This is a genomic window from Saccharothrix carnea (assembly GCF_003014735.1).
GTDB lineage: Bacteria > Actinomycetota > Actinomycetes > Mycobacteriales > Pseudonocardiaceae > Actinosynnema > Actinosynnema carneum.
The window spans coordinates 566,721-591,089 of record NZ_PYAX01000005.1 but is presented as its reverse complement, the minus strand read 5'-3'; the positions used below and the strand labels follow the sequence as shown (position 1 = coordinate 591,089).

General features: G+C 70.5%; 28 protein-coding genes and 1 tRNA gene. 13 read left to right on the top strand and 16 right to left on the bottom strand.

Features of this window, described 5'->3' with window-relative positions; translation table 11 throughout:
- Window positions 1-8 precede the first annotated feature (8 nt).
- A complete protein-coding gene (gene dnaN, locus B0I31_RS17705) occupies window positions 9-1,115 on the top strand; it encodes a DNA polymerase III subunit beta (RefSeq protein ID WP_106616461.1) in 1,107 nt (368 codons plus the stop codon).
- Between the two features lie 335 nt (window positions 1,116-1,450).
- Here the strand turns inward: dnaN and B0I31_RS17700 are convergent, their stop codons facing one another.
- Window positions 1,451-1,858, bottom strand: coding sequence for a winged helix-turn-helix transcriptional regulator (locus tag B0I31_RS17700; RefSeq protein WP_245950001.1), 408 nt, complete (start codon window positions 1,856-1,858; stop codon window positions 1,451-1,453).
- A gap of 25 nt (window positions 1,859-1,883) precedes the next feature.
- Here B0I31_RS17700 and B0I31_RS17695 point away from each other — a divergent pair, with 25 nt between their 5' ends.
- Window positions 1,884-2,177: a YybH family protein gene (locus B0I31_RS17695; RefSeq protein ID WP_106616460.1), complete on the top strand. Its 294-nt coding sequence runs from the start codon at window positions 1,884-1,886 to the stop codon at window positions 2,175-2,177.
- A 25-nt stretch (window positions 2,178-2,202) separates the two neighbouring features.
- On the opposite strand, the gene B0I31_RS17690 is transcribed toward B0I31_RS17695, so the two are convergent.
- Both B0I31_RS17690 and B0I31_RS17685 read right to left on the bottom strand, forming a co-directional pair.
- Window positions 2,203-2,976 (bottom strand): MBL fold metallo-hydrolase, encoded by a 774-nt coding sequence (locus B0I31_RS17690; RefSeq protein ID WP_106616459.1) that lies wholly within the window; start codon window positions 2,974-2,976, stop codon window positions 2,203-2,205.
- A complete protein-coding gene (locus tag B0I31_RS17685; RefSeq protein ID WP_106616458.1) occupies window positions 2,973-3,776 on the bottom strand; it encodes an NUDIX hydrolase in 804 nt (267 codons plus the stop codon). The genes B0I31_RS17690 and B0I31_RS17685 overlap by 4 nt, the downstream gene beginning before the upstream one ends.
- A gap of 28 nt (window positions 3,777-3,804) precedes the next feature.
- Between B0I31_RS17685 and B0I31_RS17680 the strand changes: the two genes are divergently transcribed.
- From B0I31_RS17680 to B0I31_RS17670, 3 genes are read left to right on the top strand one after another with little or no spacing between them, the layout of a single operon-like run.
- A complete protein-coding gene (locus B0I31_RS17680) occupies window positions 3,805-4,197 on the top strand; it encodes a hypothetical protein (protein ID WP_106616457.1) in 393 nt (130 codons plus the stop codon).
- An 8-nt stretch (window positions 4,198-4,205) separates the two neighbouring features.
- Entirely contained in the window at window positions 4,206-5,105 is a 900-nt protein-coding gene (locus B0I31_RS17675; protein WP_106616456.1) for a Gfo/Idh/MocA family protein, read from the top strand.
- Window positions 5,102-6,145: a tetratricopeptide repeat protein gene (locus tag B0I31_RS17670; protein ID WP_106616455.1), complete on the top strand. Its 1,044-nt coding sequence runs from the start codon at window positions 5,102-5,104 to the stop codon at window positions 6,143-6,145. The genes B0I31_RS17675 and B0I31_RS17670 overlap by 4 nt, the downstream gene beginning before the upstream one ends.
- On the opposite strand, the gene B0I31_RS17665 is transcribed toward B0I31_RS17670, so the two are convergent.
- From B0I31_RS17665 to B0I31_RS17640, 6 genes are all read right to left on the bottom strand, one after another.
- Window positions 6,142-7,410 (bottom strand): hypothetical protein, encoded by a 1,269-nt coding sequence (locus tag B0I31_RS17665; protein ID WP_146173878.1) that lies wholly within the window; start codon window positions 7,408-7,410, stop codon window positions 6,142-6,144. The genes B0I31_RS17670 and B0I31_RS17665 overlap by 4 nt on opposite strands.
- Window positions 7,411-7,448: 38 nt before the next feature.
- Window positions 7,449-8,051 (bottom strand): hypothetical protein, encoded by a 603-nt coding sequence (locus B0I31_RS17660; RefSeq protein ID WP_106616453.1) that lies wholly within the window; start codon window positions 8,049-8,051, stop codon window positions 7,449-7,451.
- Between the two features lies 1 nt (window position 8,052).
- On the bottom strand, window positions 8,053-8,511 hold the full coding sequence (locus B0I31_RS17655) for a RidA family protein (RefSeq protein ID WP_106616452.1): 459 nt from the start codon (window positions 8,509-8,511) through the stop codon (window positions 8,053-8,055).
- Window positions 8,508-8,663, bottom strand: a complete 156-nt coding sequence (gene sp36, locus B0I31_RS17650; RefSeq protein WP_106616451.1) for a Sp36 family protein — start codon at window positions 8,661-8,663, stop codon at window positions 8,508-8,510. Before sp36 ends, B0I31_RS17655 begins: the two co-directional genes overlap by 4 nt.
- Before the next feature lie 69 nt (window positions 8,664-8,732).
- Window positions 8,733-8,915 (bottom strand): DUF397 domain-containing protein, encoded by a 183-nt coding sequence (locus tag B0I31_RS17645; RefSeq protein ID WP_181320214.1) that lies wholly within the window; start codon window positions 8,913-8,915, stop codon window positions 8,733-8,735.
- Window positions 8,912-9,769 (bottom strand): helix-turn-helix domain-containing protein, encoded by an 858-nt coding sequence (locus tag B0I31_RS17640; RefSeq protein WP_106616450.1) that lies wholly within the window; start codon window positions 9,767-9,769, stop codon window positions 8,912-8,914. The genes B0I31_RS17645 and B0I31_RS17640 overlap by 4 nt, the downstream gene beginning before the upstream one ends.
- 95 nt (window positions 9,770-9,864) lie before the next feature.
- On the opposite strand from B0I31_RS17640, the gene B0I31_RS17635 reads away from it, so the two are divergent.
- Genes B0I31_RS17635 through bagB form a run of 4 tightly spaced genes read left to right on the top strand, consistent with a single transcriptional unit; the run spans window position 9,865 to window position 12,578 of the window.
- Window positions 9,865-10,131: a hypothetical protein gene (locus B0I31_RS17635; RefSeq protein WP_106616449.1), complete on the top strand. Its 267-nt coding sequence runs from the start codon at window positions 9,865-9,867 to the stop codon at window positions 10,129-10,131.
- Between the two features lie 32 nt (window positions 10,132-10,163).
- Window positions 10,164-10,415, top strand: coding sequence for a hypothetical protein (locus tag B0I31_RS17630; protein WP_073886837.1), 252 nt, complete (start codon window positions 10,164-10,166; stop codon window positions 10,413-10,415).
- Window positions 10,416-10,470: 55 nt separating this feature from the next.
- The gene (gene bagA, locus B0I31_RS17625) at window positions 10,471-11,463 is read left to right on the top strand and encodes an ATPase BagA (RefSeq protein ID WP_181320213.1); all 993 of its coding nucleotides are present in this window, start codon (window positions 10,471-10,473) and stop codon (window positions 11,461-11,463) included.
- Window positions 11,460-12,578: an ATPase BagB gene (bagB, locus tag B0I31_RS17620; protein ID WP_106616447.1), complete on the top strand. Its 1,119-nt coding sequence runs from the start codon at window positions 11,460-11,462 to the stop codon at window positions 12,576-12,578. Before bagA ends, bagB begins: the two co-directional genes overlap by 4 nt.
- Before the next feature lie 14 nt (window positions 12,579-12,592).
- Here bagB and B0I31_RS17615 read toward each other — a convergent pair whose 3' ends face one another.
- Entirely contained in the window at window positions 12,593-12,883 is a 291-nt protein-coding gene (locus B0I31_RS17615; protein ID WP_106616446.1) for a WhiB family transcriptional regulator, read from the bottom strand.
- A 256-nt stretch (window positions 12,884-13,139) separates the two neighbouring features.
- Between B0I31_RS17615 and B0I31_RS17610 the strand changes: the two genes are divergently transcribed.
- Window positions 13,140-15,611 (top strand): penicillin-binding protein, encoded by a 2,472-nt coding sequence (locus tag B0I31_RS17610; RefSeq protein ID WP_106616445.1) that lies wholly within the window; start codon window positions 13,140-13,142, stop codon window positions 15,609-15,611.
- An 862-nt stretch (window positions 15,612-16,473) separates the two neighbouring features.
- Here B0I31_RS17610 and B0I31_RS17605 read toward each other — a convergent pair.
- Entirely contained in the window at window positions 16,474-16,941 is a 468-nt protein-coding gene (locus tag B0I31_RS17605) for a GatB/YqeY domain-containing protein (RefSeq protein WP_106616444.1), read from the bottom strand.
- A 64-nt stretch (window positions 16,942-17,005) separates the two neighbouring features.
- On the opposite strand from B0I31_RS17605, the gene B0I31_RS17600 reads away from it, so the two are divergent.
- Entirely contained in the window at window positions 17,006-17,965 is a 960-nt protein-coding gene (locus B0I31_RS17600) for a metallophosphoesterase (RefSeq protein ID WP_106616443.1), read from the top strand.
- A gap of 28 nt (window positions 17,966-17,993) precedes the next feature.
- A tRNA-Pro gene (locus B0I31_RS17595) sits at window positions 17,994-18,067 on the top strand.
- Window positions 18,068-18,193: 126 nt separating this feature from the next.
- Here the strand turns inward: B0I31_RS17595 and B0I31_RS43100 are convergent.
- From B0I31_RS43100 to B0I31_RS17565, 5 genes are all read right to left on the bottom strand, one after another.
- The gene (locus tag B0I31_RS43100) at window positions 18,194-19,360 is read right to left on the bottom strand and encodes a LacI family DNA-binding transcriptional regulator (RefSeq protein ID WP_219910738.1); all 1,167 of its coding nucleotides are present in this window, start codon (window positions 19,358-19,360) and stop codon (window positions 18,194-18,196) included.
- Window positions 19,361-19,542: 182 nt separating this feature from the next.
- Window positions 19,543-21,648 carry a tetratricopeptide repeat protein gene (locus tag B0I31_RS17585; RefSeq protein ID WP_245950047.1) on the bottom strand — a complete coding sequence of 702 codons (2,106 nt, stop codon included), beginning with the start codon at window positions 21,646-21,648 and terminating at the stop codon, window positions 19,543-19,545.
- A gap of 862 nt (window positions 21,649-22,510) precedes the next feature.
- On the bottom strand, window positions 22,511-22,708 hold the full coding sequence (locus B0I31_RS17575; RefSeq protein ID WP_106616440.1) for a hypothetical protein: 198 nt from the start codon (window positions 22,706-22,708) through the stop codon (window positions 22,511-22,513).
- Window positions 22,709-22,805: 97 nt separating this feature from the next.
- Window positions 22,806-23,561, bottom strand: coding sequence for a class I SAM-dependent methyltransferase (locus tag B0I31_RS17570; RefSeq protein ID WP_106616439.1), 756 nt, complete (start codon window positions 23,559-23,561; stop codon window positions 22,806-22,808).
- A gap of 103 nt (window positions 23,562-23,664) precedes the next feature.
- The gene (locus tag B0I31_RS17565; protein WP_073897285.1) at window positions 23,665-23,865 is read right to left on the bottom strand and encodes a hypothetical protein; all 201 of its coding nucleotides are present in this window, start codon (window positions 23,863-23,865) and stop codon (window positions 23,665-23,667) included.
- Window positions 23,866-24,107: 242 nt separating this feature from the next.
- On the opposite strand from B0I31_RS17565, the gene B0I31_RS17560 reads away from it, so the two are divergent.
- Window positions 24,108-24,323: a hypothetical protein gene (locus B0I31_RS17560; protein WP_106616438.1), complete on the top strand. Its 216-nt coding sequence runs from the start codon at window positions 24,108-24,110 to the stop codon at window positions 24,321-24,323.
- Window positions 24,324-24,369 lie beyond the last annotated feature (46 nt).

The window sequence follows — 24,369 nt, the reverse complement described above, 5'->3', positions numbered from 1 at the left end:
TTGTCGGCATGGACCTGACCGCCACCACAGCCGAGCTGGCCACCGCCGCCGCCGATGTCGCCCGCCTCCTGCCGACGAGGGTGTACGACCCGGTGCTGGCCGGGTTGGTCCTGCGTGCCGACGGTGCCGGGATCGAGCTGGCGGGCAGCGACCGCGAGCACGCCGTCCGCCTGACCCGTGCCGCGACCGTGCACGCGGACGGCGCGGTGGTGGTCCCGGCCCGGCCGCTGGCCGATACCCTCCGCAGCCTCGAAGACCCCCAGGTCAGACTGGTGGTGGAGGGTTCACGCCTGGCCGTGCGCACGTCCACGGCCCGCTTCGCCCTGCCCCTGCTCGACCTGAGCACCCACCCCGGCATCCCACCGCTGCCACCGGCCCTGGGCACCATCCCCGCCCGCGCCCTGACCGCCGCCCTGACCCCGGTCTCCTCCGCCGCGTCCAAGGACGACGCGCTGCCGATGTTCACCGGCGTCCGGATGCACAGCGCCCCCGGCGGCCGGCTGGAGCTGATCGCCACGGACCGTTATCGGATGGCGTTCGCTTCGCTGCCCTGGGTGCCGGCAGGCGAGCTGGACGTCCTGGCCCCGGCGGTGGTGCTGGCCGAGGCGTCCAGGCAGCCGGACCGTGCGGCGGAGGTCACGGTGCACGCCGACGCGGACCGCATCGCCCTGTCGTGGGCGGGCGGGAGCGTGAGCACGGCGCTGCTGGCGGCCCCGTTCCCCGACGATCGAGTGCGGAAGCTGCTGGAGGCGGTCATCGACAGCACGGTGTTGGTGGAGGCCGATGTGCTGGCCGGCGCGGTCCGCCGTGCCGTCCCGTACGCCGGGCCACACGGTTCGGTCACCATCCAGGTGGACGACGGCGAGCTGCGCGTGCGGGGCAGCGATCCGCAGAGCGGCGAGTCCGAGGAGTCGATCAAGGCCACGATCGACGGCAACCGCGTCACCAAAACCTTCCAAGCCCGCTACCTGGCCGACGCCCTGCGCGCCTTCAGCGGCCGCCGGGTAGAACTGAAGATCCAAGACGGCCTCCGCTCCACCGTCCTGACCTCCCAAGCCGGCGACGACGGCGTCGAACTGACCTACCTGGTCGTCCCCCTCCGCCAGACCCCCTGACCAACACAATCGGGTGAACTCCGCCCGAAAATGTACGGAAACACCGTTACCACACCTCGGTTAGAAACCAGCGGAGCGCCTCAACCACCCCCGACCCTCCAACCCCCGGAGCCGCCCCCACCCAAACCACCCACGCACCGCCACCGCAGCCTCTCGACCTTCACCGCCACCGACCCACGATCCGCTGGCCCTGCCCGCCGACCATCGACGGCCGGGATCGCCACCGGCCCCGCACCAGGAGCGGTCGGTCCCACCAGGAGCGAGCCGGAACTGCGCCACCGTCGAGCGGACACACCACGGCGGGCGGGACACACCTGGCCGGACGGACAGCCGGGCTACGTCGCAGTGGCGGCACCCCAGGCCCACATGGCGTCCAGCACCCCGCGCAGCGCGTGCCCCCGGCCCGTGAGCGAGTACCGCACCCGGCTGGGCCACCCCGGCTCGCGCACCCGGACCACGACGCCGGTCGCGACCAACTGCGCGAGCCGATCGGCCAGCACCTTGTCGGACAACGTCGGCAGGGCGGTGGCCAGGTCGCCGAAGGTCCGCTCGCCCTCGAACAGCTCGCGCACCACCAACGTCGTCCACCGCCCGCGCAGCGCTCGCAACGTCAGCTCCACCGGGCAGTCGGGCACCGGGCGGTCGACTTCGCCGTGCGGGTCGCCGTGCCACGCGCTGGTGGCGGGCGGGGTGCGGGTCATCGCGGCGGCGGGCGGCTCGGTACTCACCGTTTGGTTGGTCACGCAACGTCCTCCTAGCGTCACCCGCATGATCGCGCGTACCCCCGAAGAGTTGCCCCCGTTGTTCGCCGCGGGCTTCAACGCCGGCGACCCCAGTGGTGTCTACGAGCCCGGCGCGCAGCCCGCGGAGCTCGCGGAGCACCTCGCTCTCACCCAAACGATGACGGTCAACGCCCGAAAGGTGATCACGAGGGGTGATCTGGCCCTGTTGATCGTCGACTGGCGCATCGGCGACCTCACCGGCACGGCGACCGACGTCGCCCGTCGCGGGCCCGATGGCGGGTGGCGGTACGCGATCGACAACCCGTCAGGCGTCGCGTAAGCCGGTCAGGCGTCGCGTAAGCCCTTCAAGCCTCGCGCAGGTACTCCAGCTGAGCCCGCACGGACCACTCCGCCGCGGGCCACAGCGAACGGTCCACGTCGGCGTACACCAGCTCGACCACCGCACGTGCCGTAGGCGCACCGCCCAACGTCGTCACCGCTGCCTTCACCTGCGCCAACCGCTGCTCCCGGTGCACCAGGTACCCCCCGGCGGCTGCCACCACGTCCGGCAGCTCTGGCCCATGCCCCGGCAACCCGATCGTGCCCACCGGAAGTGTGGTCAGCAGCCGCAACGACTCCAAATAGTCACCGAGCCGCCCATCCGGATGAGCCACCACGGTCGTCCCCCGACCGAGCACCGTGTCCCCGGTCAACACCGCGTCGTCCAACAGGAAGCACACCGAATCAGCCGTGTGCCCGGGCGTCGGCAACACCCGGATCGACAACCCGGCCGCCGAGATCACGTCCCCCTCGGCCAACCCCTCCCCACCCAACCGGAACGCCGGGTCCACCGACCGCACCGGCGCATCCACCTGTCGCCCGAACGAACGTGCTCCTTCCGAGTGATCAAGATGACCATGCGTCAGCAGCACGACCTCCACCGGCGCCTGCGCAGCGATCCGCCCCAAGTGCGCCGGGTCCATCGGCCCCGGATCGACCACCACACAGGACTCCGCCCCCGGCGCCCGCAGCACCCAGGTGTTCGTCCCGTCCAACGTCATCACCCCGGGGTTCTCCGCCAACAGCACCGCCGCCGTGGGCGTGACCTGCCGCAACACCCCATAAGCCAACTCGCTCACGGCACGACCACCCGCAGCACGTCACCCTCCCGCACCAGTTTGGGAATCACCTTCGACACCGTCCGCGACGCGGCCGACACCGCCGCCACCGACCCCAACTCGTCCAACTCCGCCAACGTCACCCAAGTGGGCGGCATCAACGCCCGCCGCCCGGCCTTCCAATCCGCCAACGCATCACCAGGCCGCTGCCACACCGCGTCGGAAGCCTCCGTCGTCGCCCCATCCGCCCGCTGCCCCGAGGGCAACACCGCCACGAAGAAGTACGTGTCATACCGCCGCGGCTCCTCCTCCGGCGTCAACCAGTTCGCCCAAGGCCGCAGCAGGTCCGCCCGCAGCACCAACCCCTCCGACGCCAGGAACTGCGCCAACGACAACTCCCGCGCCACCAACGCCGCCCGCGCTGACGCGAACGCCGCCGTATCGGCCACCACCGACGTCGCCGAGGGCCCGGCCAGCAGCACCCCGGACTCCTCGAACGTCTCCCGCACCGCCGCGCACACCAACGCCGTCGCCAGCTCCACCGAGCACCCGAACCGCGAAGCCCACCACGTCGGTGGCGGCCCGCTCCAGGCCACCGACGTGTCCGCGTCACGCTGGTCGACCCCACCGCCGGGGAACACCGTCATCCCGCCCGCGAACGCCATTCCGGCCACCCGACGCAGCAGGAACGCCTCCAGCCCGGCCGCCCCGTCACGCACCAGCACCACGGTCGCCGCGTCACGGGGCCGCACCGGCGGTCCGGTGAAGTCCTCCGGCACGAAGTGGCCGGGCAACACGAGATCATCGGGGAGTTCGCGCACGCCCCGAGCCTACGAGGATCATCCGCCTGTGGACACCACGCCAGGAACCCCACCGGAAGCCACTCCCAGGAACAAGCACAGAGGCTGCCTGCTGAACGTCGTCCTGTTCGTGGTCGGCGCGATCGTCGGCACCGGCCTCACCGCGACGGCCGCCGTCCTCCTCTTCCTCCCCAGCGTCACCCTGACCAGCACGAACGAGGGCACGCCGAACGTCTACACCAAGCAGCGGTCGAGCCTGCTCGGCGGCACGGACCACGAGGTCTGGCTCGGCCGGTCCCCCGACCACGGCCACGTGGTCGAGATCCCGAGCGGCTGGGGAGACAAGCCCGAGGTCGACCGCCGGCCGGACGGCGTGGAGCTGAAGTTCGACCACGGCGGGCGGATCTTCGTCCCCGAGTCGAGTTACGTCGGCGGCCGATGAAAGGCAGGATGGGCCGGGTGGACGAACAGCTGCGCGTAGGACTCGTCGGTGCCGGCCCGTGGGCGACCATGGTGCACGCACCGGGTATCGCCGACCACCCGGGCACCCGCCTGACCACGATCTGGGCCCGCCGGGAGGAGGCCGCCGCCGAGTTGGCCCGGTCCCACGACGCGGCCGTCGCCAAGACCCCGGACGAGCTCTTGGACCAGGTGGACGCGGTCGCGTTCGCCGTGCCGCCCGAGGTGCAGGCGGAGATCGCGATCAGGGCCGCCGAGCGGGGCAGGCACCTGATCCTGGAGAAGCCGATCGCGGCCACGCTCGAGGACGCCGAACGCCTCGCCGACGCCGTCAAGGCCAACGACGTCGCCTCGCTGGTCGTCCTCACCAAGCGCTACACCCCGGAGACCCGTGAACAACTCGAACAGCTGAACCAGGCGGGCGGCTGGGTGGGCGGCAGTGCGCGCTGGCTGACCGGTGCGCTGCTCGGCGGCCCGTTCTCGAACTCGCCTTGGCGGCACGAGCGCGGTCCGCTGGACGACATCGGCCCGCACGCGTTCGACCTGCTCGACGCCACCCTGGGCACGATCACCGACGTCATCGCGGCCGACCGGTCGGAGCACGGCCTGTGGCAGATCGTGTTCCGGCACGAGGGCGGCGCGACGAGCGTGGCCACGATGACGATGACGTTGCCGCTGAACCCGAGCATCGCCGAGGTGATCGTCTACGGCGAGCACGGCCACCGCGTGCTGGCCGATCGCGGCACGACCGCGCAGCAGGCGTTCACCAACCTGCTGGACGACTTCGTGGCCATGATCGACAGCGGCACCACCGAACACCCCCTCGACGTGCGCCGCGGTCTGCACCTCCAGCGGATCATCGACCTGGCGCGTCGCAAGGCCGAGGCGTGAAGTACCGGATCGACCCGGAGACCCTGCGCGAGGTCCCCGAAGACCCCGAGGGCTTAGCCGCCTGGTTGGACCGCCAACGCCCGACCACGCACGCCGAGTGGACCGAGGTGGGCCTGGCCGCACGCCTGCTCCACCGCCTGGACCAGGCCGAACACGCGTTCCGGCAGGCCGACGACACGCCCGCGACCCGGCTCCGGCTGGCGCACGTCCACCAGTGGCAGGGCCGGTTCGCGGAGGCCGACGAGGTGTTCACGGAGCTGCTCACCCACGACCGGCTCGGGCACTTCGCCCACCAGCACGCCGGCAAGTCGCGCTACGACCAGGGCGAGTGGCGTGCCGCCGAACGCCACTTCCGCACGGCCCTCGACCTGCGCGAAGACCCGGAACTGCGGGCGTCCAGCGAGCTGGCCCTGGACGCGGCAAACGCTTGCGCCACGGCCGCCGAGGTCGCCGTGGAGCTGCACCGCCTCATCCCGCCCGTGCACCGCCGGAGCGCGCGCTACCTCCACGGCGAACGTCCACCGCACGTGCCGATCCTGGGCGACCTGGCGAGCGTCCTCGTCCACGGCCCGATGTCGCTCCGAGCAGTCAGAGACCTGCACCGCTACAACCCGCACCTGGACGCCGCGCTCGCCGACCCGGACTGGTTGGTGATCGAGGACGACCAGGTCACCGCCACCCCGCGCGCCCGCGCGTTCCTGGCCGTGGTCAACGAAGCCCACACCAAAGCCGCCGCCGACCTGTGGCCGACCCCGCCGGAGATCGCGGTCCCGCCGGTGGACCACCCGATGTGCGCCGCACACACCGGCGACACGCCCCAGGCACGACTGTTCGACCAGCTCAGGGCCCTGCGCCACCACCGGGCCGACGCGCACGCAGCCGCGTGGGCCGAAGCGGGCCTCGAAGTCCAGGACCTGCCCGCCGACGACCCGGTCCGCCGCCGCGTCGAAGCTGCCACCGACCGCGGAGCAGCTCGGCCCTATCGCCCCCTCACCAGGGACGACAGGGCCGAGCTGTTGATCGGACTGAGGAGCCTCTAGCCGGGGTACTTGCCGTTCGACGGCTTCGGCACCCCGTTGACGAACTCGGGACCGGCTCCCGGCCACGACTGCTGCTCCCGCTGCGCCAACTCCTCGTGCAGTTGCTGCAACAACGCCCGTTCCCGGTCGCTGAGCTTGGCGTCCACGGTCGGCGGCAGCTGCACGGCGGCGGGCGCCTGCCCGTCCGCCAACGCGGCCTGCAACGCGGCCAGGTCGTCCGGCCCGAGTTCCGTGGTGACCTCGGCCCGCGACAACGGGTGGTCGTCCGGGAACGCGAACATCGGCGCGGGCGGTCGCTCCTCGGCCACGGGCGGCGGCTCGACGGGCGCCTCCTGCACCGGATGGGCCTCCGCGTCCTCCGACCGCGACACCTCGACCCGAACATCGTCGACCCGAACGTCCTCAACCTGCACGTCCTCGACGCGAACGTCGTCAACGCGCACGTCCTCGACGTGCTCCGGCTCGCGCACCGGCAACCGCTTCACCGGCTTCGGCGGGAACGGCTGCGCGCCCTCGTACGACTCGACGCGCGCCCGACGTGACTTGGAGCCGTTCTGGGGTTCGGCAGGCACCGGTTCCGGCTCGATCACCGGTGCCTGGTCCCGCGGTTCACCGTCGAACCACGCGCCCGAGTCCGGTGGTGGCTGCGGGGTCGTCGACCCGGACGGGAAGAACACCTCGCGCGCCGTCGTGACGGCCGCCGCGTGGTACTCGCCCAGCTGCGTGCCCACGGTCAGCACCTCGACCGCCGCCCGGATGCCCGCCTTGCGCAGCACGGTGTCCACCCGGTAGGCGGTGGCGGGCGCGAAACCCGCCGGGCCGATGTCGACCAGGACGACCCGCTGCGGCAGCGGTCCGGGCGTCGCACCGGCCGGGCTGGACCGCCACGTGGCACGCACTCCGCGCACGTCCGGCAGCACCGACACGGTCTTGCCCAGCACGTCACCGAGGCCCTCGGCCGGGTCGGACTCCACGCTGAACCGGTGCTTGACCGCCGGCACCCGCTCGACCGCGAACAGCCGGTCGGCCAGCGAGCGGTCCGAGCGGACCTCGCCGAGCAGCCAGCCGATCTCGTGGCGTTCCTCCGGCGACACCGGGATGCGCCCGGCCAGCAGGCAGCCGACGACGAGTTCCACGGCTCTGTCCAGCTCCGCGACCGCCAGCAGCTCCCGGGCCTGGGTCAACGCGTCGTCGTCGACTCTTCCGGCCAACGCCAACAGGAGGTCGTGTAAACGGACGGGGAGTCCCACTCCGTCGTTCGTCACGCCTGTTCTCCTTCCGGCCCGCGCGGGAGCGCCGAGCTCTATACGGGCACCAAGTGCCCGTCGGCGTCAGCGCCGGCGCACACCAGCTCCGATGCCGCCAACGCCGCCCTGTGGTAGGGCGGCAGGTCCAGTCCGGCGGGCAGGACCTCCACACACGGGTCGTGCTCGCCGAGCGCCCGCAGCACCCGCTGGAGCTCACCGGTCAACCGGGCTTCGCCGGTCGTGGCGGTGACCAGGATCAGCCTCCTGGGTTCGCCCCCGCCCAGCCGCCACGAGGACCGGACTTCGCCGACCCCGAGGCGTCCTCGCAAGGTCGCTCCGAGCACCACGGTCGCGGAATCACCCATCGACACCCGATCGGGTGATTCCGGGGAGAAGGTGTAGCCGGATTCGGGCAGTTCGTCCAGCCCTTTGACAGAACTGATGATGGACCGGTCGGCTCCGTGGGGCACGAGCGCGTCCGCCAGCAGCCGCTGCTCGTAGTCCGTCAGACCGATCCGGTCGTGCAGCAACGTGCGCGGCAGGGCGCGGGCGAGCACCGCGACGGCGTCCGTGGCGGCCCAGTCGCGGAATCTCCAGAGGAGCTCGTCCGGCAGCCGACCGGCCAGCCTCAGCAGCAGCTCGTGGCACGTGTCCGACATCTCACTCCCCGATCTCGACGATCAGTTCCACCTCGACCGGCGCGCCCAGCGGCAGCTCGGCCACGCCGACCGCGGCCCGCGCGTGCCGCCCGGCCTCGCCGAACACCTCGCCGAGCAGGTCGGAGGCGCCGTTGATCACGGCGGGCTGGCCGGTGAAGCCCTCGGCGGAGGCGACGAACCCGACCAGCTTGACCACGCGGGTCACCTGGTCGAGGCCGACCAGCGCGTCCACGGCGGCCAACGCGTTCAGCGCGCACGTGCGGGCGTGGGCCTTGGCCTCTTCGGGGCTGATGTCGCCGCCGACCTTGCCGGTGGCCGCGAGCGAGCCCTTGACGAACGGCAGCTGCCCGGACGTGTAGACCAGCTGCCCGGTGCGCACGGCGGGCACGTAGGCCGCGACCGGTGCCGCGACCTCGGGCAGTTCGACTCCCAGCTCGGCTAGACGTGCCGTCCAGCTCATGCCTTGGGCCGCTTCAGGTAGGCGACGTGCTGCTCGCCGCTCGGGTTCGGCAGCACCGTGACCAGTTCCCAGCCGTCGTCACCCCACTGGTCCAGGATCGCCTTGGTGGCGTGGATCAACAGCGGGACGGTCGCGTACTCCCACTTCTGCATGGCGCGCAGCCTAGCGGGGTGCCGAACAGGGGCACCCGTCCGAGTACCCCCATTCGTGTCACACCGTGCTCAGACTTGAGACCTCTTCACATCAGCCAGGAACGCGGCGAACGCCCGCGCCCCGAACACCAACGTGCCGCCGTCCCGGTTCTTCGTGTCCCGCACACCGGCGACACGCTCGCCCACCGCCAACTCGACGCACTGCGCGTCCGAACCGCTCCTGCTGCTCTTCCGCCACGCCTGGTTGATCATCTGTCTCCTAGCGCGTCCCGCACCGACCCGATGAGACCCACGGAGTCGTCCTCCGTGAGCGCCAGGCGCGCGGCGTCGTCCCAGACCGCCGACAGCACCTCGGCCTCTTCATCTTCTACGGGAACCATGCCCGTCAGGGCCTCCACATAGGCGGCCCGCGGTTCGTCCGACTCGATGAAGTCCAGCAGGAACATCGCTCCGACCTGCGCCCCGTAGGCGCCGACCGAGTACGGCAGGACCTGGATGGTCACGTTCGGCCGCTTCGCCATCGCGACGAGGTGGGCCAGTTGCTCGCGCATCACCTCGGGGCCGCCGACCAGACGACGGAGTGCGGTCTCGTCGATCAGGGCGTGGTACTCGACCGGGTCTTCCCTGGTCAGCGCCGCTTGCCGGTCAGCGCGCTCGGCCGCCGCGCGGGAGTCCCAGCTCTCGCCGACGATCCGGCGACGGGCGGCCCGTGCGAGCGCCTCGGCGTACCCGGCGGTCTGGAGCAGGCCGGGGACCAGGGCCGAGTCGAGGGTGCGCTCCCGCACCGCCTCCAGCTCGTCCATCCGCAGCCGCTTGTAGTTCGCGGGCAGGTCACGGGCGTGCTGGATCGCGGACGGGTCGACGTCGGCGACTTCCCAGAGCTGCAGCGCCCGGGTCTTCTCCTCGGGTGTCGCGCCGATGACGTCGAGGACCATCGACAGCGCGGGCCAGCGCGCCAGGGCCTCGCCGGACAGCATGCGGGTGATCGTCGGGCGGGACACCCGCGACTGCTTGACCACCTCGTCGACCTTGAGGCCGGACCTCTCCAGGATCGGGCGGATGTGACGTCCGAGGCGGCGCTTGCCGCGCGTCGAGCCGATTGCCATTCGATCACCTTAACCACTCTGTGTGACGACCCATCCCACGAACTTCACTCGTTCGATTTCAGCGGTTTGAACTACTCGAACGCTACCATTCACCCATGAACAATGCAGAGTTGATCGCGGAGGCGCCGAGGCTGTTCGCGATCGTCCAGGAGAACGCCGAGGGCGGGTGGGTCGCGGCGTGGGGCCTGGAGTTCGGGAGCGGCTCGGCGGAGGTGACGGGCCCCGAGGGCGGGTCGGGGCTCCGGATCTCCACCACGAGCGCGGAGCGGGCGCTGTGGTACTTCGCGATCGACAAGTCGGCGCGGGCGCGGCTGGTGTGGGTGGAGGGGGAGGTGGTGCCCGAGGGCCAAAGCGTGACGTGACGGGGCGATCACTCGGCGCTAGCGTTGATCACGTGGAAACGTGGCGGATCGTCGCCACCAGCGCGTTCCTGCTGGGCGGGCTGGTGATGATCCTCGTCGGGATGGCCCAGGCACGCGATCGCAAGGGTGCCAGGCGGTCCGACGTGATGCGGGCGTTGCTGGTCGGGGCCGTGATCGTCGCGGTCGTGGCGGTGCTGATCGCGTACGTGCTGCCTTCGGTCCTGGCGTGGGGCGTCGTCGCGGCGACGGCCATCGCGGTGGTGTTCGTCACCATGTGGGACTGACCTTGGCAGGCGGCGTGGCCAGCGGTTCTCAGGGCGTCGCGCATAGGCTGATCTGGTGAACGGCTGGACCGACGAACTCACCCGTGCGCGGCTGCACGTGGTGACGGGCAAGGGCGGGACCGGCAAGACCACGGTCGCCGCGGCCCTCGCGCTGGCGCTGGCCACCGGCGGACGGCGCGTGCTGCTGGTGGAGGTGGAGAACCGGCAGGGCATCGCGCAGCTGTTCGACCGCCCGCCGCTGCCGTACTCCGAGGAGCGGATCGCGTCCGCGCCCGGTGGGGGCGAAGTGCGTGCGCTCGCCGTGGACCCCGAGGCGGCGCTGCTCGAGTACCTCGACATGTTCTACAACCTCGGCTTCGCCGGCCGGACGTTGAAGAAGATGGGAGCGATCGAGTTCGCCACCACCCTCGCGCCGGGTCTGCGGGACGTGCTGCTCACCGGCAAGGTCAAGGAGTGCGTGCGCCGCGCGGGCAAGACCGGGCGGCACGAGTACGACGCCGTCGTGCTCGACGCGCCGCCGACCGGTCGGGTGGTCCGGTTCCTGGACGTCACCAGGGCCATGGCCGACCTCGCCAAGGTCGGGCCGATCAAGGGCCAGAGCGACGGCGTGGTCAAGCTGCTGCACTCCGGTGACACGGCGGTGCACCTGGTGGCGTTGCTGGAGGAGATGCCGGTGCGCGAGACGTTGGACGCGGTGGCCGAGCTGGACGCCGCAGACCTGCGGCCGGGCGCGGTGTTCGTGAACCGGGTCAGCGCGCCGCGGCTGCCCGCGCGGTCGGTCGCGGCGGCGTCCGAGGGGCGGGTCGACGTCGGCCGGGTGCGGACCGGGCTGGAGGCGGCGGGCGTCGAGGTGGACGCCGACGTGCTGGACGGGCTGGTCGAGCAGACCGTGGAGCACGCGTTGCGGGTCCGGATGGAGGAGCGGGCGAAGGAGAAGCTGGCCGAGGCGGACCTGCCGACGCTGGAACTGCCGGAGCTGACGGACGGCGTGGACGTGGCCGCGCTGTACGAGCTGGCCGAGGTGCTGGTCGGGCGAGGTGTGCGGTGAACCGGCTGGACGTGGACGCGTTGCTGGACAACCCGGAGACCCGGGTGCTGGTGTGCTGCGGGTCGGGTGGCGTCGGCAAGACGACCACGGCGGCGGCGCTGGCCGTGCGTGCCGCCGAACGGGGCAGGCGGGCGGTCGTGCTGACGATCGACCCGGCGCGCAGGCTGGCCCAGTCGCTGGGCCTCGGGGAGCTGGACAACCAGCCCCGCCGGGTCGACGCGCTGGGGCTCGACCAGGGTGAGCTGCACGCGATGATGCTGGACATGCGTCGCACGTTCGACGACATGGTGTGGCAGCACGCCGGTCGGGAGCGGGCCGAGCAGATCCTGGCGAACCCGTTCTACCAGACGATTTCCACGTCGTTCTCCGGCACGCAGGAGTACATGGCGATGGAGAAGCTGGGCCAACTGGTCGAACGCGACGAGTGGGACCTGATCGTCGTGGACACCCCGCCGAGCCGGTCGGCGCTGGACTTCCTGGACGCGCCGCAGCGGCTGTCGACCGTGCTGGACGGCAAGCTGATCCGGATGCTGTCGGCGCCCGCCCGTGCGGGCGGGCGCGGCATCCGCAAGATCGTGGGCGCGGGCTTCGGCCTGTTCACCAAAGCCGTGTCCACGATCGTCGGCGGCCAACTCCTGCAGGACGCTTCGACGTTCGTGCAGGCGTTCGACAGCATGTTCGGTGGCTTCCGGCAACGCGCCCAGGCCACCTATGAGCTGCTGCGATCACCCGGAACCGGGTTCCTGGTGGTCGCGGCGGCCGAACCGGACGCGTTGCGCGAGGCCAGCTACTTCGTGGAGCGGTTGAGCGCGGAACGGATGCCGTTGACCGGTCTGGTGGCGAACCGGACGCACCCGGTGCTGGCCCCCTTGCCGGCACCAGGTGCGTTGGCGGCGGCGGACCGGCTCGAGCGCACTGGGGACGCTCCGCTGGCTGCCGCGGTGTTGCGGGTGCACGCGGATCGCGTGGCGGTCGCCGATCGAGAGAAGCGACTGCTCGCGCGATTCACCCGTGCGCACCCTGGTGTTCCGCTGATCGGAGTACCCGCGCTACCCACCGACGTGCACGACCTGGACGGCCTGCACGAGATCGGACGGCGGTTGGCGGGCGAGTAGTGGAGCCCGGCCGGTCAACCGACCTTGGACTCCTCGTGGTGCTCCTGACGTGCGGTGTCGAGGAGCTCGTGCCATGACGTGACATCCGGGCGTCGCCGCAGCAACGCCCGCCGTTCACGCTCGGTCATGCCGCCCCACACACCGAACTCGATCCGGTTGTCCAGGGCCTCGGCCAGGCATTCGGTGCGCACCGGGCAACCCAGGCACACCACCTTGGCCTTGCGCTGCTCCGCACCGCGGACGAAGAGCTGGTCCGGCTCCTCATCACGGCACGAGGCCTTGATCCGCCAATCCCCCTGCTGCATATCCCCCACCTCGGTTCACACAGTGCCCAGACCTTCTAAATCCGCCACACCCCTGCCGCGGATGCCGTAGGCTCACCATCGAGTGGTCGTGCCCTCGGCTGCTGTCTTGGACAGTGACGGACTGTAGAGCCTTCTGGTTCCACCTCCAACCCTGGGTTGCCCACCTGTTACCTGTCTTGAGTACGAGTACTCATCCTGGGTAATCAACTGTGCGCGATCTCGATCACCTCTTCAGGTGCCGCGTACGCTGACCTGCATGCGAGCCAGGAACGGCGTGCTGAAACTGCTCGGACTGTGTCTGCTGGCCGGAGTGCTGCTGGCAGGCATGTTGTTCCCTGTCGTGGGCTCGCTGGGCATGGTGTCGAACAGAGCCAGCGACACGGTCGACAGCATCTCGGCCGACCTGGTCACCACCGACCCGCCGTTGATCTCCACGATCACCGACAAGGACGGCGCGCCGATCGCGTACCTGTACGACCAGTACCGCGTGCTCGTCCCGCCGGAGATGATCTCGCCGACGATGAAGGCCGCGCTCGTCTCGATCGAAGATCGCCGGTTCTACGAGCACCAGGGCGTCGACTGGCGGGGCACCATCCGGGCCGGACTGACGAACCAGTTCAGCGGATCGGTCACGCAGGGTGCTTCCACGCTCACGCAGCAATACGTGAAGAACTACCTCGTGCACGTCGTGGCGCGCAACAACCAGGTCGAGCAGCAGAAGGCGCAGGAGCAGACGGTCGCGCGCAAGGCGCGTGAATGGCGGATCTCGCTGCAACTGGAAAGCCAGCTGGGCAAGGAGGAAATCCTGGCCCGCTACCTGAACGTGGTGCCGTTCGGGTCGACGATCTACGGCATCGCGGCGGCGGCCCAGGCGTACTTCAACACCACGGCGGACAAGTTGACCGTGCCGCAGGCGGCGATGCTCGCGGGCATGGTCAACAGCCCGTCCGCGCTGAACCCGGAGGTGTTCCCGGAGAAGGCGTTGGAGCGGCGCAACCAGGTGATCGACAAGATGGTCGAGAACGACAAGCTGTCGCGGGACGCCGCCGAGGCCGCGAAGGCCGAACCGCTCGGGCTCGCGTCGCCGGTGCGGACGCCCGCGAACGGGTGCATCGGGGCGGGGCCGGAGCACGGGTTCTTCTGCTCGTACGCGCTGAACTACTTGGCGCGCAACGGTTTCAGCCTGGAGCAGCTGAAGACCGGCGGCTACACGATCCGGACCACTTTGGACCGCACCATCACCGATCACGCGAAGCGCGCGGCGGAGGCGCAGGTCGCGAAGTCGACCGACGGGATCGCGAACACGATGGCGGTCGTGCGGCCGGGCAAGGAGCGGCACGAGGTCGTGGCGCTGGTGGCGAACCGCGACTACGGGCTGAAGGCCGACCAGTTCCAGACCCAGTTCGACCTGCCGTCCGGGGTGGAGAACAAGTTCGGGGCGGGGTCGGTCTACAAGGTGTTCACGGCCGCGGCGGCGTTGGAAAAGGGCATGGGCATCGAGAACACGATGGCCACGCCGAACTCGTACGTGTCAAGGGTGTTCAAGGGCGGTGGGGACAAGTGCCCGCCGACCGGTGAGCCGAACACGCGGTGGTACTGCCTGGGGAACGCGTCGTCGAGCTACCCGTCGCAGATGTCGTTGCAGACGGCGTTGCAGACCTCGCCGAACACGGGGTTCGTGATCCTGGAAGAGCAGCTGGGCATGGACCCGGTGGTGGACATGGCGTCCCGGTTGGGGATGCGCGAGACGATGGCGACGAACATCGCGGGCGTGCGGCCGGACCCGAAGGCGAAGAACAAGGAGCTGCGGATCTCGCAGACCGAGTTCTACAAGTCCAACGGCGGCAACGCGTCGTTCACCCTCAGCCCCGCGCCGGTGAGCACCCTCGAACTGGCGAACGTGGCGGCGACGATCATGAGCGGCGGCGTGTGGTGCCCGCCGTCCCCGATCGGCCAGATCCTCGACCGCAACGGCAACCCCGTGCCGGTGAACGAGGCGCCGTGCGAGCAGGTCGTGGCCGAGCCGCTGGCGAACGGCCTGGCGGTCGGCATGTCCAAGGACGACCAGGGTGCCGGTACCGCGGCGCGGGCGGCGCAGCAGTTCAAGTGGACGCGGCCGATGCTCGGCAAGACGGGGACGACGGAGGACTACAAGTCGGCCGCGTTCATCGGCGCGACCCCCGACTTCGCCGGCGCCGTGCAAACCTTCAACGACGGCGTCGAACCGCGCGGGATCTGCGTGAACGCCGGCCCACCCCGCTTGTGCGGCAAGGGTGACATCTACGGCGGCACCGTGCCCGCGCGCACGTGGTTCGAGACGATGACGAAGATCCACGATGGACTGCCGGTGCGCGGCATGCCACCGGTCGAGGAGCGCTACCTCAAGGGCGGCAGCGAGATCCGGATTCCCGACGTCGTCGGCCGGAACGTCAACGACGCCACCAGGATCCTCGAACAAGCGGGCTACAAGGTCTCCGCCCAGAACCGCAACTCGGAGCAGCCGAAGGGCCAAGTCGTCAGCCAAACCCCCCGCGGCAGCGCCCTCAAGGGCACCATCGTCACCCTCCTGGTCTCCACGGGCTACGTCCCCCCACCGCAACCGTCCGACCCACCCCCGACCACCGAATCCCCGAACCCGGGCCAAGGCGAACCGGGCCGCCCCACCAACCCGGGCCGCCCCACAGGCCCCCCACAAATCACCCTCCCCACCGACCCACCCCGCCGCTAACCGACCCCGCGCCCACCGGCTGCTCGGGCGCTCGGGCGCTCGGGCGCTCGGGCGCTCGGGCGCTCGGGCGCTCGGGCGCTCGGGCGCTCGGGCGCTCGGGCGCTCGGGCGCTCGGGCGCTCGGGCGCTCGGGCGCTCGGGCGCTCGGGCGGCACCACACCACCCCCGCCGCCGCGTCCAGTCCCGGGCCCTCACCGCTCGGCCACCGCCCCCGGCCCAGCGCGCCCTTCGCACCCTCCTGCCATCCACCGCACCAACCCCACGGCGCCGGCGCACCAGCCCGCCCACCGCACCCCACGGCCCCGCGCACCGACCCCAGCGCAGCGACTCCAGGGCCCCGGCGACCAATCCACCCAGCGCACCCCGCGGGGACTTCAACCGCACCAACCCCGCCGCCCCGGGCAGTCCAACGCCGCCGCACCCCCTGGCCGGTCCGACTACACCCACCCCGCCGTCCCAGGCGGTCCAGCGCCGCCGCATCCCCGGCCAGCCCTGCTACACCACTCCGGCGCGGCGGTGCGGGCAGCGCGAGTGCGAGGCGTCTCGGGCCGCCGGTGCTCGTTGGCTCGTCGGCCCGGTGTCGTCAGCGTCGCGCTGGGGTCGGCAGTGGGCGGTGGGGCGGTGTCAGCGGGGGGCGGCGGGGGCTGCGGGGTCGTGGGCGGTCGGGGGTGGTTTCGGCGGCTCCGCTGGTTTTCAACCGAGGTACGGGAACAGTGTTTCCGTACATTTTCGGGCGATGATCACCCGATCGTGTAGGGCTTGACCGTCCCGACCTCGAGTTGATCGCCATGATCCCGGAAATGGCCAGGATCCGCACTGGCAGGGCGCGGGGCCGGTGGTCCGGCTCCCGCGTCGACCGCGCCTCAGGCCAGCTTGGCCTTGACCGCGGTGGCGACTCGGCCGCCGTCCGCGCGGCCCGCGACCTGGGCGTTGACGATCTTCATGACCTGGCCCATCTGCCGTTGGCCCGGCTTCTCCCCCAGCTGCTCGGAAACCTGGGTGATCGCGGCGTCGACCAGGGTCGCCAGTTCCGCGTCGTCCAACTGGGCGGGCAGGTAGGCCTCCAGGACCTTGGACTCGGCCTGCTCCAACTCGGCCTGCTCGGTCCGCCCGGCGCCGGCGAAGGCCTCCGCCGCCTCCTTGCGCTTCTTCACCTCACGGGTGATGACCTTCAGCACCTCGTCGTCGGTGAGCTCACGCGCGCTCTTGCCGGAGACCTCTTCGGTGGTCAGCGCGGCCAGCGTCATCCGCAGCGCGCCCGCCCGGACCGTCTCCCGGTTCTTGATCGCCGCCGTCAGGTCCGCCTGCAACCGCGCCTTCAACTCCGCCATGGGCCGGAACGGTACCGGGAAGCCCGTCTCACCCCGAATCGGTTAACCCCCTACCCTCGACCACGTGAACACGCTCGGCCGAACGCTGCTTGCCACGACCGCCCTGGGCACCGCCACGCTCGCCTACGCGGCGGGTATCGAGCGGAGGCGGTGGACGTTGCGCGAGGCGACGGTGCCGGTGCTCGCGCCCGGCTCGTCGCCGCTGCGGGTGCTGCACCTGTCGGACCTGCACATGATGCCGGGCCAGAAGTCCAAGCAGCGGTGGGTGGCCGCGTTGGACGAGCTGGAGCCGGACCTGGTGGTGAACACCGGTGACAACCTGGCGCACAAGCAGGCCGTGCCCGCGGTGGTGCGGGCGCTGGGTCCGCTGCTGAACCGTCCCGGCGTGTTCGTGTTCGGCAGCAACGACTACTACGCGCCGCGCCCGAAGAACCCGGCCCGCTACCTGATGCCGTCGGCGAAGACGAAGCGCATCCACGGCATCCCGTTGCCGTGGCGGGACCTGCGCGCGGCGATGATCGAGCACGGCTGGCTCGACCTGACGCACGCGCGCCGCCGGTTCGAGGTGAACGGCCTGGAGGTCTTCGCCGCGGGCCTGGACGACCCGCACCTCAAGCGGGACCGGTTCGACGAGATCAGCGGACCGGTGCCGGACGTGCCGCTGCGCCTGGGCGTGACGCACTCCCCGGAGCCGCGCGTGCTGGACCCGTTCGCCGCCGAGGGTTACGACCTGGTGCTGGCCGGGCACACGCACGGCGGCCAGCTGCGCATCCCGGGCTACGGCGCGATCGTGACGAACTGCGAACTGGACCGCTCGCGTGCTCGTGGCGTCTCGCGCTGGGGCGCGCACATGTGGCTGAACGTCTCCGCCGGCCTGGGCACGTCGCCCTACGCGCCGGTCCGCTTCGCCTGCCCACCGGAGGCGAGCCTGCTCACCCTCGTGCCACGCCCCGTCGACGCAGGTCAGGACGTGTCCGACGCGAAAAGGGATACCCGGTTCGGAGTGGGTGGGAACGTCAGGTAGAGTTCTCCTCGTTCGATCCCAGGCAAGCCGGGGTGTGGCGCAGTTTGGTAGCGCGCTTCGTTCGGGACGAAGAGGTCGCAGGTTCAAATCCTGTCACCCCGACAGAGATAAGTGCAGGTCAGGCCCGGTTCACCGCAAAGGTGAACCGGGCCTGACTCGTGTTGCGGGGCCGTCTCGGGAGAAATCTGGGAGAAGATCATGCTCGGCCGCTCCCAGCTCACTTCCCGCCTAGGTCGATCGGAGCAGCCAGTCCAGGGCTCGAACGGGCGATGTCGGGTACATCTCCCGCCTGGCAGTCAACGCTGCCTCCCACAGCCCCGTCAGGTCCTCCACGAGCCGTTCCCGCATGAGTGGCGTTACGTGGGTGTACCGACCCTGCACAGAGCCGTCCTCGTGCCCGATGCGTTCGTCGATCAGCTTCGCGGGCACACCCAGCTCCACCAGGAGCGTCCTGTGCGTGTGCCGCAGGCCATGGGGTGTCAGGCCTTCGGCAATCGGCAGCCAACACGCGTCAGCACGTCCTGCGGCGTTGCGACCTCGGACCGGTATCCCTGGCCACGGATTGCCGACGATCGGGACCGGTCGTGCCGGTGACGGCGCTTTACGCGGATACCAGCCGCTGACCGCCGGTTTGAACAGCCAGGTCGCAAACCCGTTCCGACGCCAGTGGGACGCCAGCGCGCCAACTGCTCCACCGCGCACGTACCCCAGCTCGGCGATTGCCGCTTCGACGTCCCGCCGTGTAGCTGGCCTCACCGCTTCCGGGCGGTTGAGAACCGCGGATACCGTGCCGGTTGAAACGCCCGCGAGGCGAGCGACGTCCACCAGCTTCGCACCGACCGCGCGTGCGGCGCCGTTGGCGGCCCGGTGCCCGCTGAACACGTAGCTTCTTCCGTGACAGGAACACGGCGGTGGGGCCTTGTGCGCCAGGTGCGCCGTCAGCAGCTCGGCGTGCCACTGCGGAATGTCGATCGTGCGGTGCGAGTCATCCTTCGGTGGGCAGCGGTGAAGCTCTCCGGTGTCCAGTTCGTAGAGCTGCCACTCCACGCGGATGCTGGCCTCTCGGACGTAGTCGCACTCCAGGCCGACCAGCTCTCCCCAGCGCATGCCGGTGAACCCCTTGGTCACGATCGCAACGAACTCGTCATCGCGGCCGGACAACAGGGCCGCGCGTTCGGCGACGAGCAGGACCCCCAGTGCGGTGGTCACCGCCTTCTCGGGACCACGGTTCTTCGACCGGCCAGACCGCTTGCCGCGCCCTCGGCGACGTGCGGCCGGGTTTGCGTCGATACGTCCTTCCTCTACCGCATCGGCAAGGATCAGGTGGAGCGTGCCGCGCCAGGTCTTGATGCTCGACTCGGCGTATCCCAACTCCCGTTCGCGCTTCTCCGTCAAACCCGCACCCAAACCCGCAGCACATCAGCGCAGGTCAGAGGCCCTCGTGTCGGCCACTTGCGGGTTTGCGGGTTTGTTTTCTGATCCTGAGAAGGAGAAGAGCAGTAGTAGTACAGGGCCGACAGAGCGCGGAACGGCCTGCCAGTGCCCTGGTCGACGTTGCCGAACGCCGCACCGAAGGATCAGTCAGCAGCGTTCTTACGCCAGCGGGCGAGGTTGTGGCGGGTGGTCAGAGTGGCGGGGTGGTCGGGGCCCAGAACACGCAGTCGGTCGGTGAGCAACTCGGCGAACGCCTGGGCCGCCCCGGCCGGATCACCGGCTCGACCCCGCCAGCGGGCGAGGTTACTGCGAGTGGTCAGGGTGTCGGGGTGGTCGGGTCCCAAAACACGCAGTCGGTCGGTGAGCAACTCGGCGAACGCCTGGGCCGCCCCGGCCGGATCACCGGCCTCACTCTGCCAGTAGGCGAGGTTGTTGCGGGTGGTCAGGGTGTCGGGGTGGTCGGGGCCCAGAACACGCAGGTGGTCGGTGAGCAGCTCGACGAGTGCCTGGGCCGCCCCGGCCGGATCACCGGCTCGACCCCGCCAGCGGGCGAGGTTACTGCGAGTGGTCAGGGTGTCGGGGTGGTCGGGTCCCAAAACACGCAGTCGGTCGGTGAGCAGCTCGACGAGTGCCTGGGCCGCCCCGGCCGGATCACCGGCCTCACCCCGCCAGTAGGCGAGGTTGTGGCGGGTGGTCAGAGTGGCGGGGTGGTCGGGTCCCAGAACACGCAGGTGGTCGGTGAGCAGCTCGACGAGTGCCTGGGCCGCCCCGGCCGGATCACCGGCCTCACCCCGCCAGCGGGCGAGGTTGCCGCGGGTGGTCAGAGTGACGGGGTGGTCGGGGCCCAGAACACGCAGTCGGTCGGTGAGCAGCTCGACGAGTGCCTGGGCCGCCCCGGCCGGATCACCGGCCTCACCCCGCCAGCGGGCGAGGTTGCCGCGGGTGGCCCGAGTGTCGGGATGGTCGGGCCCCAGGTGTCGGTGCAGGATGGTGTGGAGTCGGTGGAAGTGATCAACCGCCTGGGCGGTCAGTCCCGTCCGTCCCAGACTGCGACCGATGCCGAACAACACCGCATGGGCGCCGGTTTCCGGGTTGGGGTCGAGCAGGTATCCCTCCGAGTTGCTCCACAGCGTGGTGGCGTTGGATCGCAGACCCGCAGCCGTCGTCTGATCACGTTCGGTCTCGGGCCAGACTTGCATCAGTGCGTCACCGGCCGTCCACGCCAACTCGGGCATGCGGTCGGCGGGCACCGCGTCGCGGGTGGCCCACTGGACCAGGGCATGGATCCGGACGGCGCGTGCCGGTTGGGTGAGGTCCAGGGTGATCAGGCTCAACTGTTTGAGACAGCCCAGGGCGTCACCGGCCGCTTCGTCGTCGACCGGACGGCCGACCCGGTCCGCCAGGTACCCGCATACCGCCTGGCCGGTGAGCACGTCGGTGGGGATGCCAGCGGGGTCGAGCAGGGCGGCGATCTCCAGCAGCGGGCGTGCCAGGCCGGCCGGGCGCAGTTCGTCGGCCAGGTCGATCGACAGCGACCACGTCGCGGCCACGGTCGCACGATGGCCAACTGGCAGGCTTTGCTCATCCGGCATCACCTCGGCCAACAGGCGGCGACGGTCCGCCAGACGTGCCCGATAGGCGGTCGGGCTCAACAAGGGCTTATCCGCGATGAACGCCGCGGCCTGGGCCAGTGCCACCGGCAGGTGTCCGAGGTCCTCGGCCAGCCTCGACAGTTGTTCGATCTCCTCGTCGGCCACCACGTCGGGCAGACGTTCTCGTAGGTAGGCCGAGGACTCGGCGGGATCGAACACGCCGACCTCGATCATCTCCCAGTCGCGCCTGGCCACAGCCGCGTCCTGGTGACGTGTGGTGACCAGCAGTTGGCCGGTGCGGTCGTGCGAAGGCCACAGGTCCCGCAGATCCGCCGGTCTGGTGAAATCATCCAACACGATGAGCCAGCGACGATCGGTCGCCGCCAACCATTCCAGCAGTGCCCCGGCCGCACGTTCGGGTTCGGCGTCGTTTCCCACCAATAGAAGACGTCTCGCGGTGTCGGCGTAGCCGGTCACCACCGCGTCCCGCGAGGTGGCGGTGATCCACACTGCCACGTCCACAGACGGGTCGAGCCACACCCGCCGGGCGTGCCGGGCGGCGATCTGCGTCTTGCCCACCCCGCCCAACCCGTGCAAGACCGCCGTCGCCGCCGGCACACGCGCTGCGGCACCCTCCGACGTCAAGGCCTCCACCATGCGCCGCCCCGCGGCCCGGTCCTGGTAGCAGTCCGCCGTCAACGGCACCGCACCCACCCGCACCGGCCACACCACACGCACCGGCTCCGCGGCCGCCTGGTGGATTGTGACCGCTGCGTCCCGACCCGCCTGCACCGCTATCCCGTGCTCCGACGCGTTCGCGTCCTGCCGCACCTCCGGCACGGCACGGTCATCTCCGGTGTCCCCAACCGCCGTCACGCACACCCCATCCCGGTCCGCCGGACCGACGGGCCACCTGGGCACACCATCACGGCCCGTACACCGATGCACACCGCACAACTGCGGCTAGACATCCACTACCGACGCCATGACTTCTGCCTTCAGCTCGGGCGCGGTGCGCTGTGGTTGCATTCGTGGTGGCGTTCGCCGGTGGTCGGGCACGTTCGTGGGGGACCTCTGTACCTCGTTAGGCTGCGCGAATGGGTGTCGCGATCGGTGCTGGTCTGTGGTTCGCAGACCTCGAAAGCGTGAGCGGCTGCCGTAAGCGGAGCGGAGTGAGCATCAGTCGTCAGCAGACTCCGCCTGGATCTGGCTGGCCCTCGGTGTGGTGAGCGGGAGCGCTCGGTCGTTGACCCGCCCGCGTTGGTGGCTCGTACGCACTCAGGGCCATGGGAGAAATCTGGGAGAAGCAGTCACGATCCAACGCCTTGGTTACTCACGCAGACCGATGACTTCCAACGGCTCTACCAGCATATTTAGGTACACGGGCAGGTCGGCGCAGGTGCCGTACCTAGTTCGGGACGAAGAGGTCGCAGGTTCAAATCCTGTCACCCCGACCAGGTCAGAGGCCCTTTCCTCCTCACGGAGGGAAGGGCCTCTTCCGTTTCGGAAGCAGCCGCGGTCAGCGGCGGCCGGTGATGGCGGTGCGGGCATCGTTGAGGGTGGCGATCAGCTTGTCCAGTTCGTGCCAGTCGTAGGACGCGGCGGGTTGTGGGGTCATCACGGTGACGCGGCGGCGGTCCTGGTCGAGGGCGACGTTGGTCGTTCGGGGACGGCCGAGGGTGTCGTGGCAGGGGATGGTTCGGGAGTACGGCGCCATGGTGACCTCCGGCCGGTGCTGATCGCCCCATCGGGTTCCGGGGCTCCCAGTGTGCGGGTGGGAGTGCTCGTCGGCCGCTCGACCAGGCCGAGGGGTGCTATCGCGGGGACGTCAGGCGGGCCTTCCAGATCTCCTCGCTCGGCCACTGCTGCGCCCACGTGGACGACACCTCGTGGTACTCGCGGTTCGCGGGGGTGGGTGCCTGGATCTCGATCAGGTCGTCCACGGTGAAGCCGGACGACCGCAGCAGCCGCAGCATCTCGCCGTGCGGCAGGGTGAACTCGGTGGACGAGCCGTGGTCGACGCGGTTGAGGCCGAACTGCGGGCGCACGAGGGACGTGGACGCGGTCGTGCCGTCACGGGCGCACAGGGCGAACAGCGGCGACCGGTGCAGGAACACGAGGTGGCCGCCCGGTTTGAGCAGGCGGGCGGCTTCCGGGATCCAGCGGTGCGGGTCGCACCAGAGGGACGCGCCGTATTCGCTGATGGCGAGGTCGAACGTGGCGTCGTCGCGGGGAACCCGCTGGGCGTCGCCGAGCAGCAGCGGGAAGTGGAGGTCGAACTCGGCCTGCATCTCGCGGGCGGTGTCGAGTTGGCGGGCGGAGATGTCGATGGCGACGGGGCGGGCGCCGAGCCGGGCGAGCCACGCCGAGACGTAGGCCGTGCCGCAGCCGAGTTCGATCACGTCCATGCCGGCCAGGTCCGGTGGCAGGACGGAGACCTCGGACTCGGGGGTGGCCCACAGCCCCCAGCACGGTTCGGGCCGCGCCCAGTGCTCACGGGCCAGTGGTCCGTGCGCGGCGGCGGCGTTGTCCTCCCAGTGGCGGCGGTTGAGCTCCGTGTGGTCGATCATCCGCCCATTGGAGTGGCTCGCGCGTCGGCCGGCGAGCGCTTTTCGCCGGGCCGGGGCGGTCGGGAGGTCCGCTGGGTCCTCCCGACCGCGCGTCGACCGGACGTCACTTCACGTGCGGTCGCAGTTCCGCGAGGCGCCGGAGGAGTTCGCCGACCTCGTTCCAGTCGAGCTTCGCGGACTCGCCGGGTGGGGTGTGGATGCAGACGTTGCCCTCTTCGGTGAGCGACACCTCGAGGGTCCGCCGACGACCCAGGGCGTCGACGCACCCGACGCGACCGCCCTGCCGAACCGTGTTCTCGATCATCGGTCAGACCTCCCCTGCGCTGGCAGCACCGTGTAACACGTGATTCGTTCGGACGAACGAGGACGTTACGAACTACTCCTCGCTGTTTCTTAATTCGCCGACCAGCACCTTCCCTGAACGATCGTCACGTTCAGTTAGCCCGATCGAGTGAAGGTTGCCGATCAAGGTGACAGTGCGTAACAACCGGCAGGGCTCGTGCGACGACGAGTCAACGCGTTCCGCCGCCGGTAGGGAGATGCCCGATGACCACCACCACCGCCACCGCCGCCAGCTGGGTCCCGGTCGTCGCCTGGATCCAGGTCACGCTCGGGTTAGCCGGTCTGGCCGCGGTTTTCGCCTCGCCGGTCGCGGCCGTCGTCGTCGGCACGGCGGTGGCGCTGATCGCCCTCGCGACCCGCGCCCTGCACCGCGCTTCACGCAAGCTGGACCGGATCATGGCCGAGGAACTCGACCGCTAGGCCACCCCGCACCCGGTCGGATCACGCACGACGAGGTCACGCTCCG

Bases quoted from the DNA above. Each gene is read 5' to 3' on its own strand.
- dnaN (WP_106616461.1), top strand. From the start codon at position 9: ATGGACCTGACCGCCACCACAGCCGAGCTGGCCACCGCCGCCGCCGAT.
- B0I31_RS17695 (WP_106616460.1), top strand. From the start codon at position 1,884: ATGATCGCGCGTACCCCCGAAGAGTTGCCCCCGTTGTTCGCCGCGGGC.
- B0I31_RS17675 (WP_106616456.1), top strand. From the start codon at position 4,206: ATGGGCCGGGTGGACGAACAGCTGCGCGTAGGACTCGTCGGTGCCGGC.
- B0I31_RS17660 (WP_106616453.1), bottom strand. From the start codon at position 8,051: ATGTCGGACACGTGCCACGAGCTGCTGCTGAGGCTGGCCGGTCGGCTG.
- B0I31_RS17655 (WP_106616452.1), bottom strand. From the start codon at position 8,511: ATGAGCTGGACGGCACGTCTAGCCGAGCTGGGAGTCGAACTGCCCGAG.
- sp36 (WP_106616451.1), bottom strand. From the start codon at position 8,663: ATGCAGAAGTGGGAGTACGCGACCGTCCCGCTGTTGATCCACGCCACC.
- B0I31_RS17645 (WP_181320214.1), bottom strand. From the start codon at position 8,915: ATGATCAACCAGGCGTGGCGGAAGAGCAGCAGGAGCGGTTCGGACGCG.
- B0I31_RS17640 (WP_106616450.1), bottom strand. From the start codon at position 9,769: ATGGCAATCGGCTCGACGCGCGGCAAGCGCCGCCTCGGACGTCACATC.
- B0I31_RS17635 (WP_106616449.1), top strand. From the start codon at position 9,865: ATGAACAATGCAGAGTTGATCGCGGAGGCGCCGAGGCTGTTCGCGATC.
- B0I31_RS17615 (WP_106616446.1), bottom strand. From the start codon at position 12,883: ATGCAGCAGGGGGATTGGCGGATCAAGGCCTCGTGCCGTGATGAGGAG.
- B0I31_RS17610 (WP_106616445.1), top strand. From the start codon at position 13,140: ATGCGAGCCAGGAACGGCGTGCTGAAACTGCTCGGACTGTGTCTGCTG.
- B0I31_RS17605 (WP_106616444.1), bottom strand. From the start codon at position 16,941: ATGGCGGAGTTGAAGGCGCGGTTGCAGGCGGACCTGACGGCGGCGATC.
- B0I31_RS17585 (WP_245950047.1), bottom strand. From the start codon at position 21,648: ATGGTGGAGGCCTTGACGTCGGAGGGTGCCGCAGCGCGTGTGCCGGCG.
- B0I31_RS17575 (WP_106616440.1), bottom strand. From the start codon at position 22,708: ATGGCGCCGTACTCCCGAACCATCCCCTGCCACGACACCCTCGGCCGT.
- B0I31_RS17570 (WP_106616439.1), bottom strand. From the start codon at position 23,561: ATGATCGACCACACGGAGCTCAACCGCCGCCACTGGGAGGACAACGCC.
- B0I31_RS17565 (WP_073897285.1), bottom strand. From the start codon at position 23,865: ATGATCGAGAACACGGTTCGGCAGGGCGGTCGCGTCGGGTGCGTCGAC.
- B0I31_RS17560 (WP_106616438.1), top strand. From the start codon at position 24,108: ATGACCACCACCACCGCCACCGCCGCCAGCTGGGTCCCGGTCGTCGCC.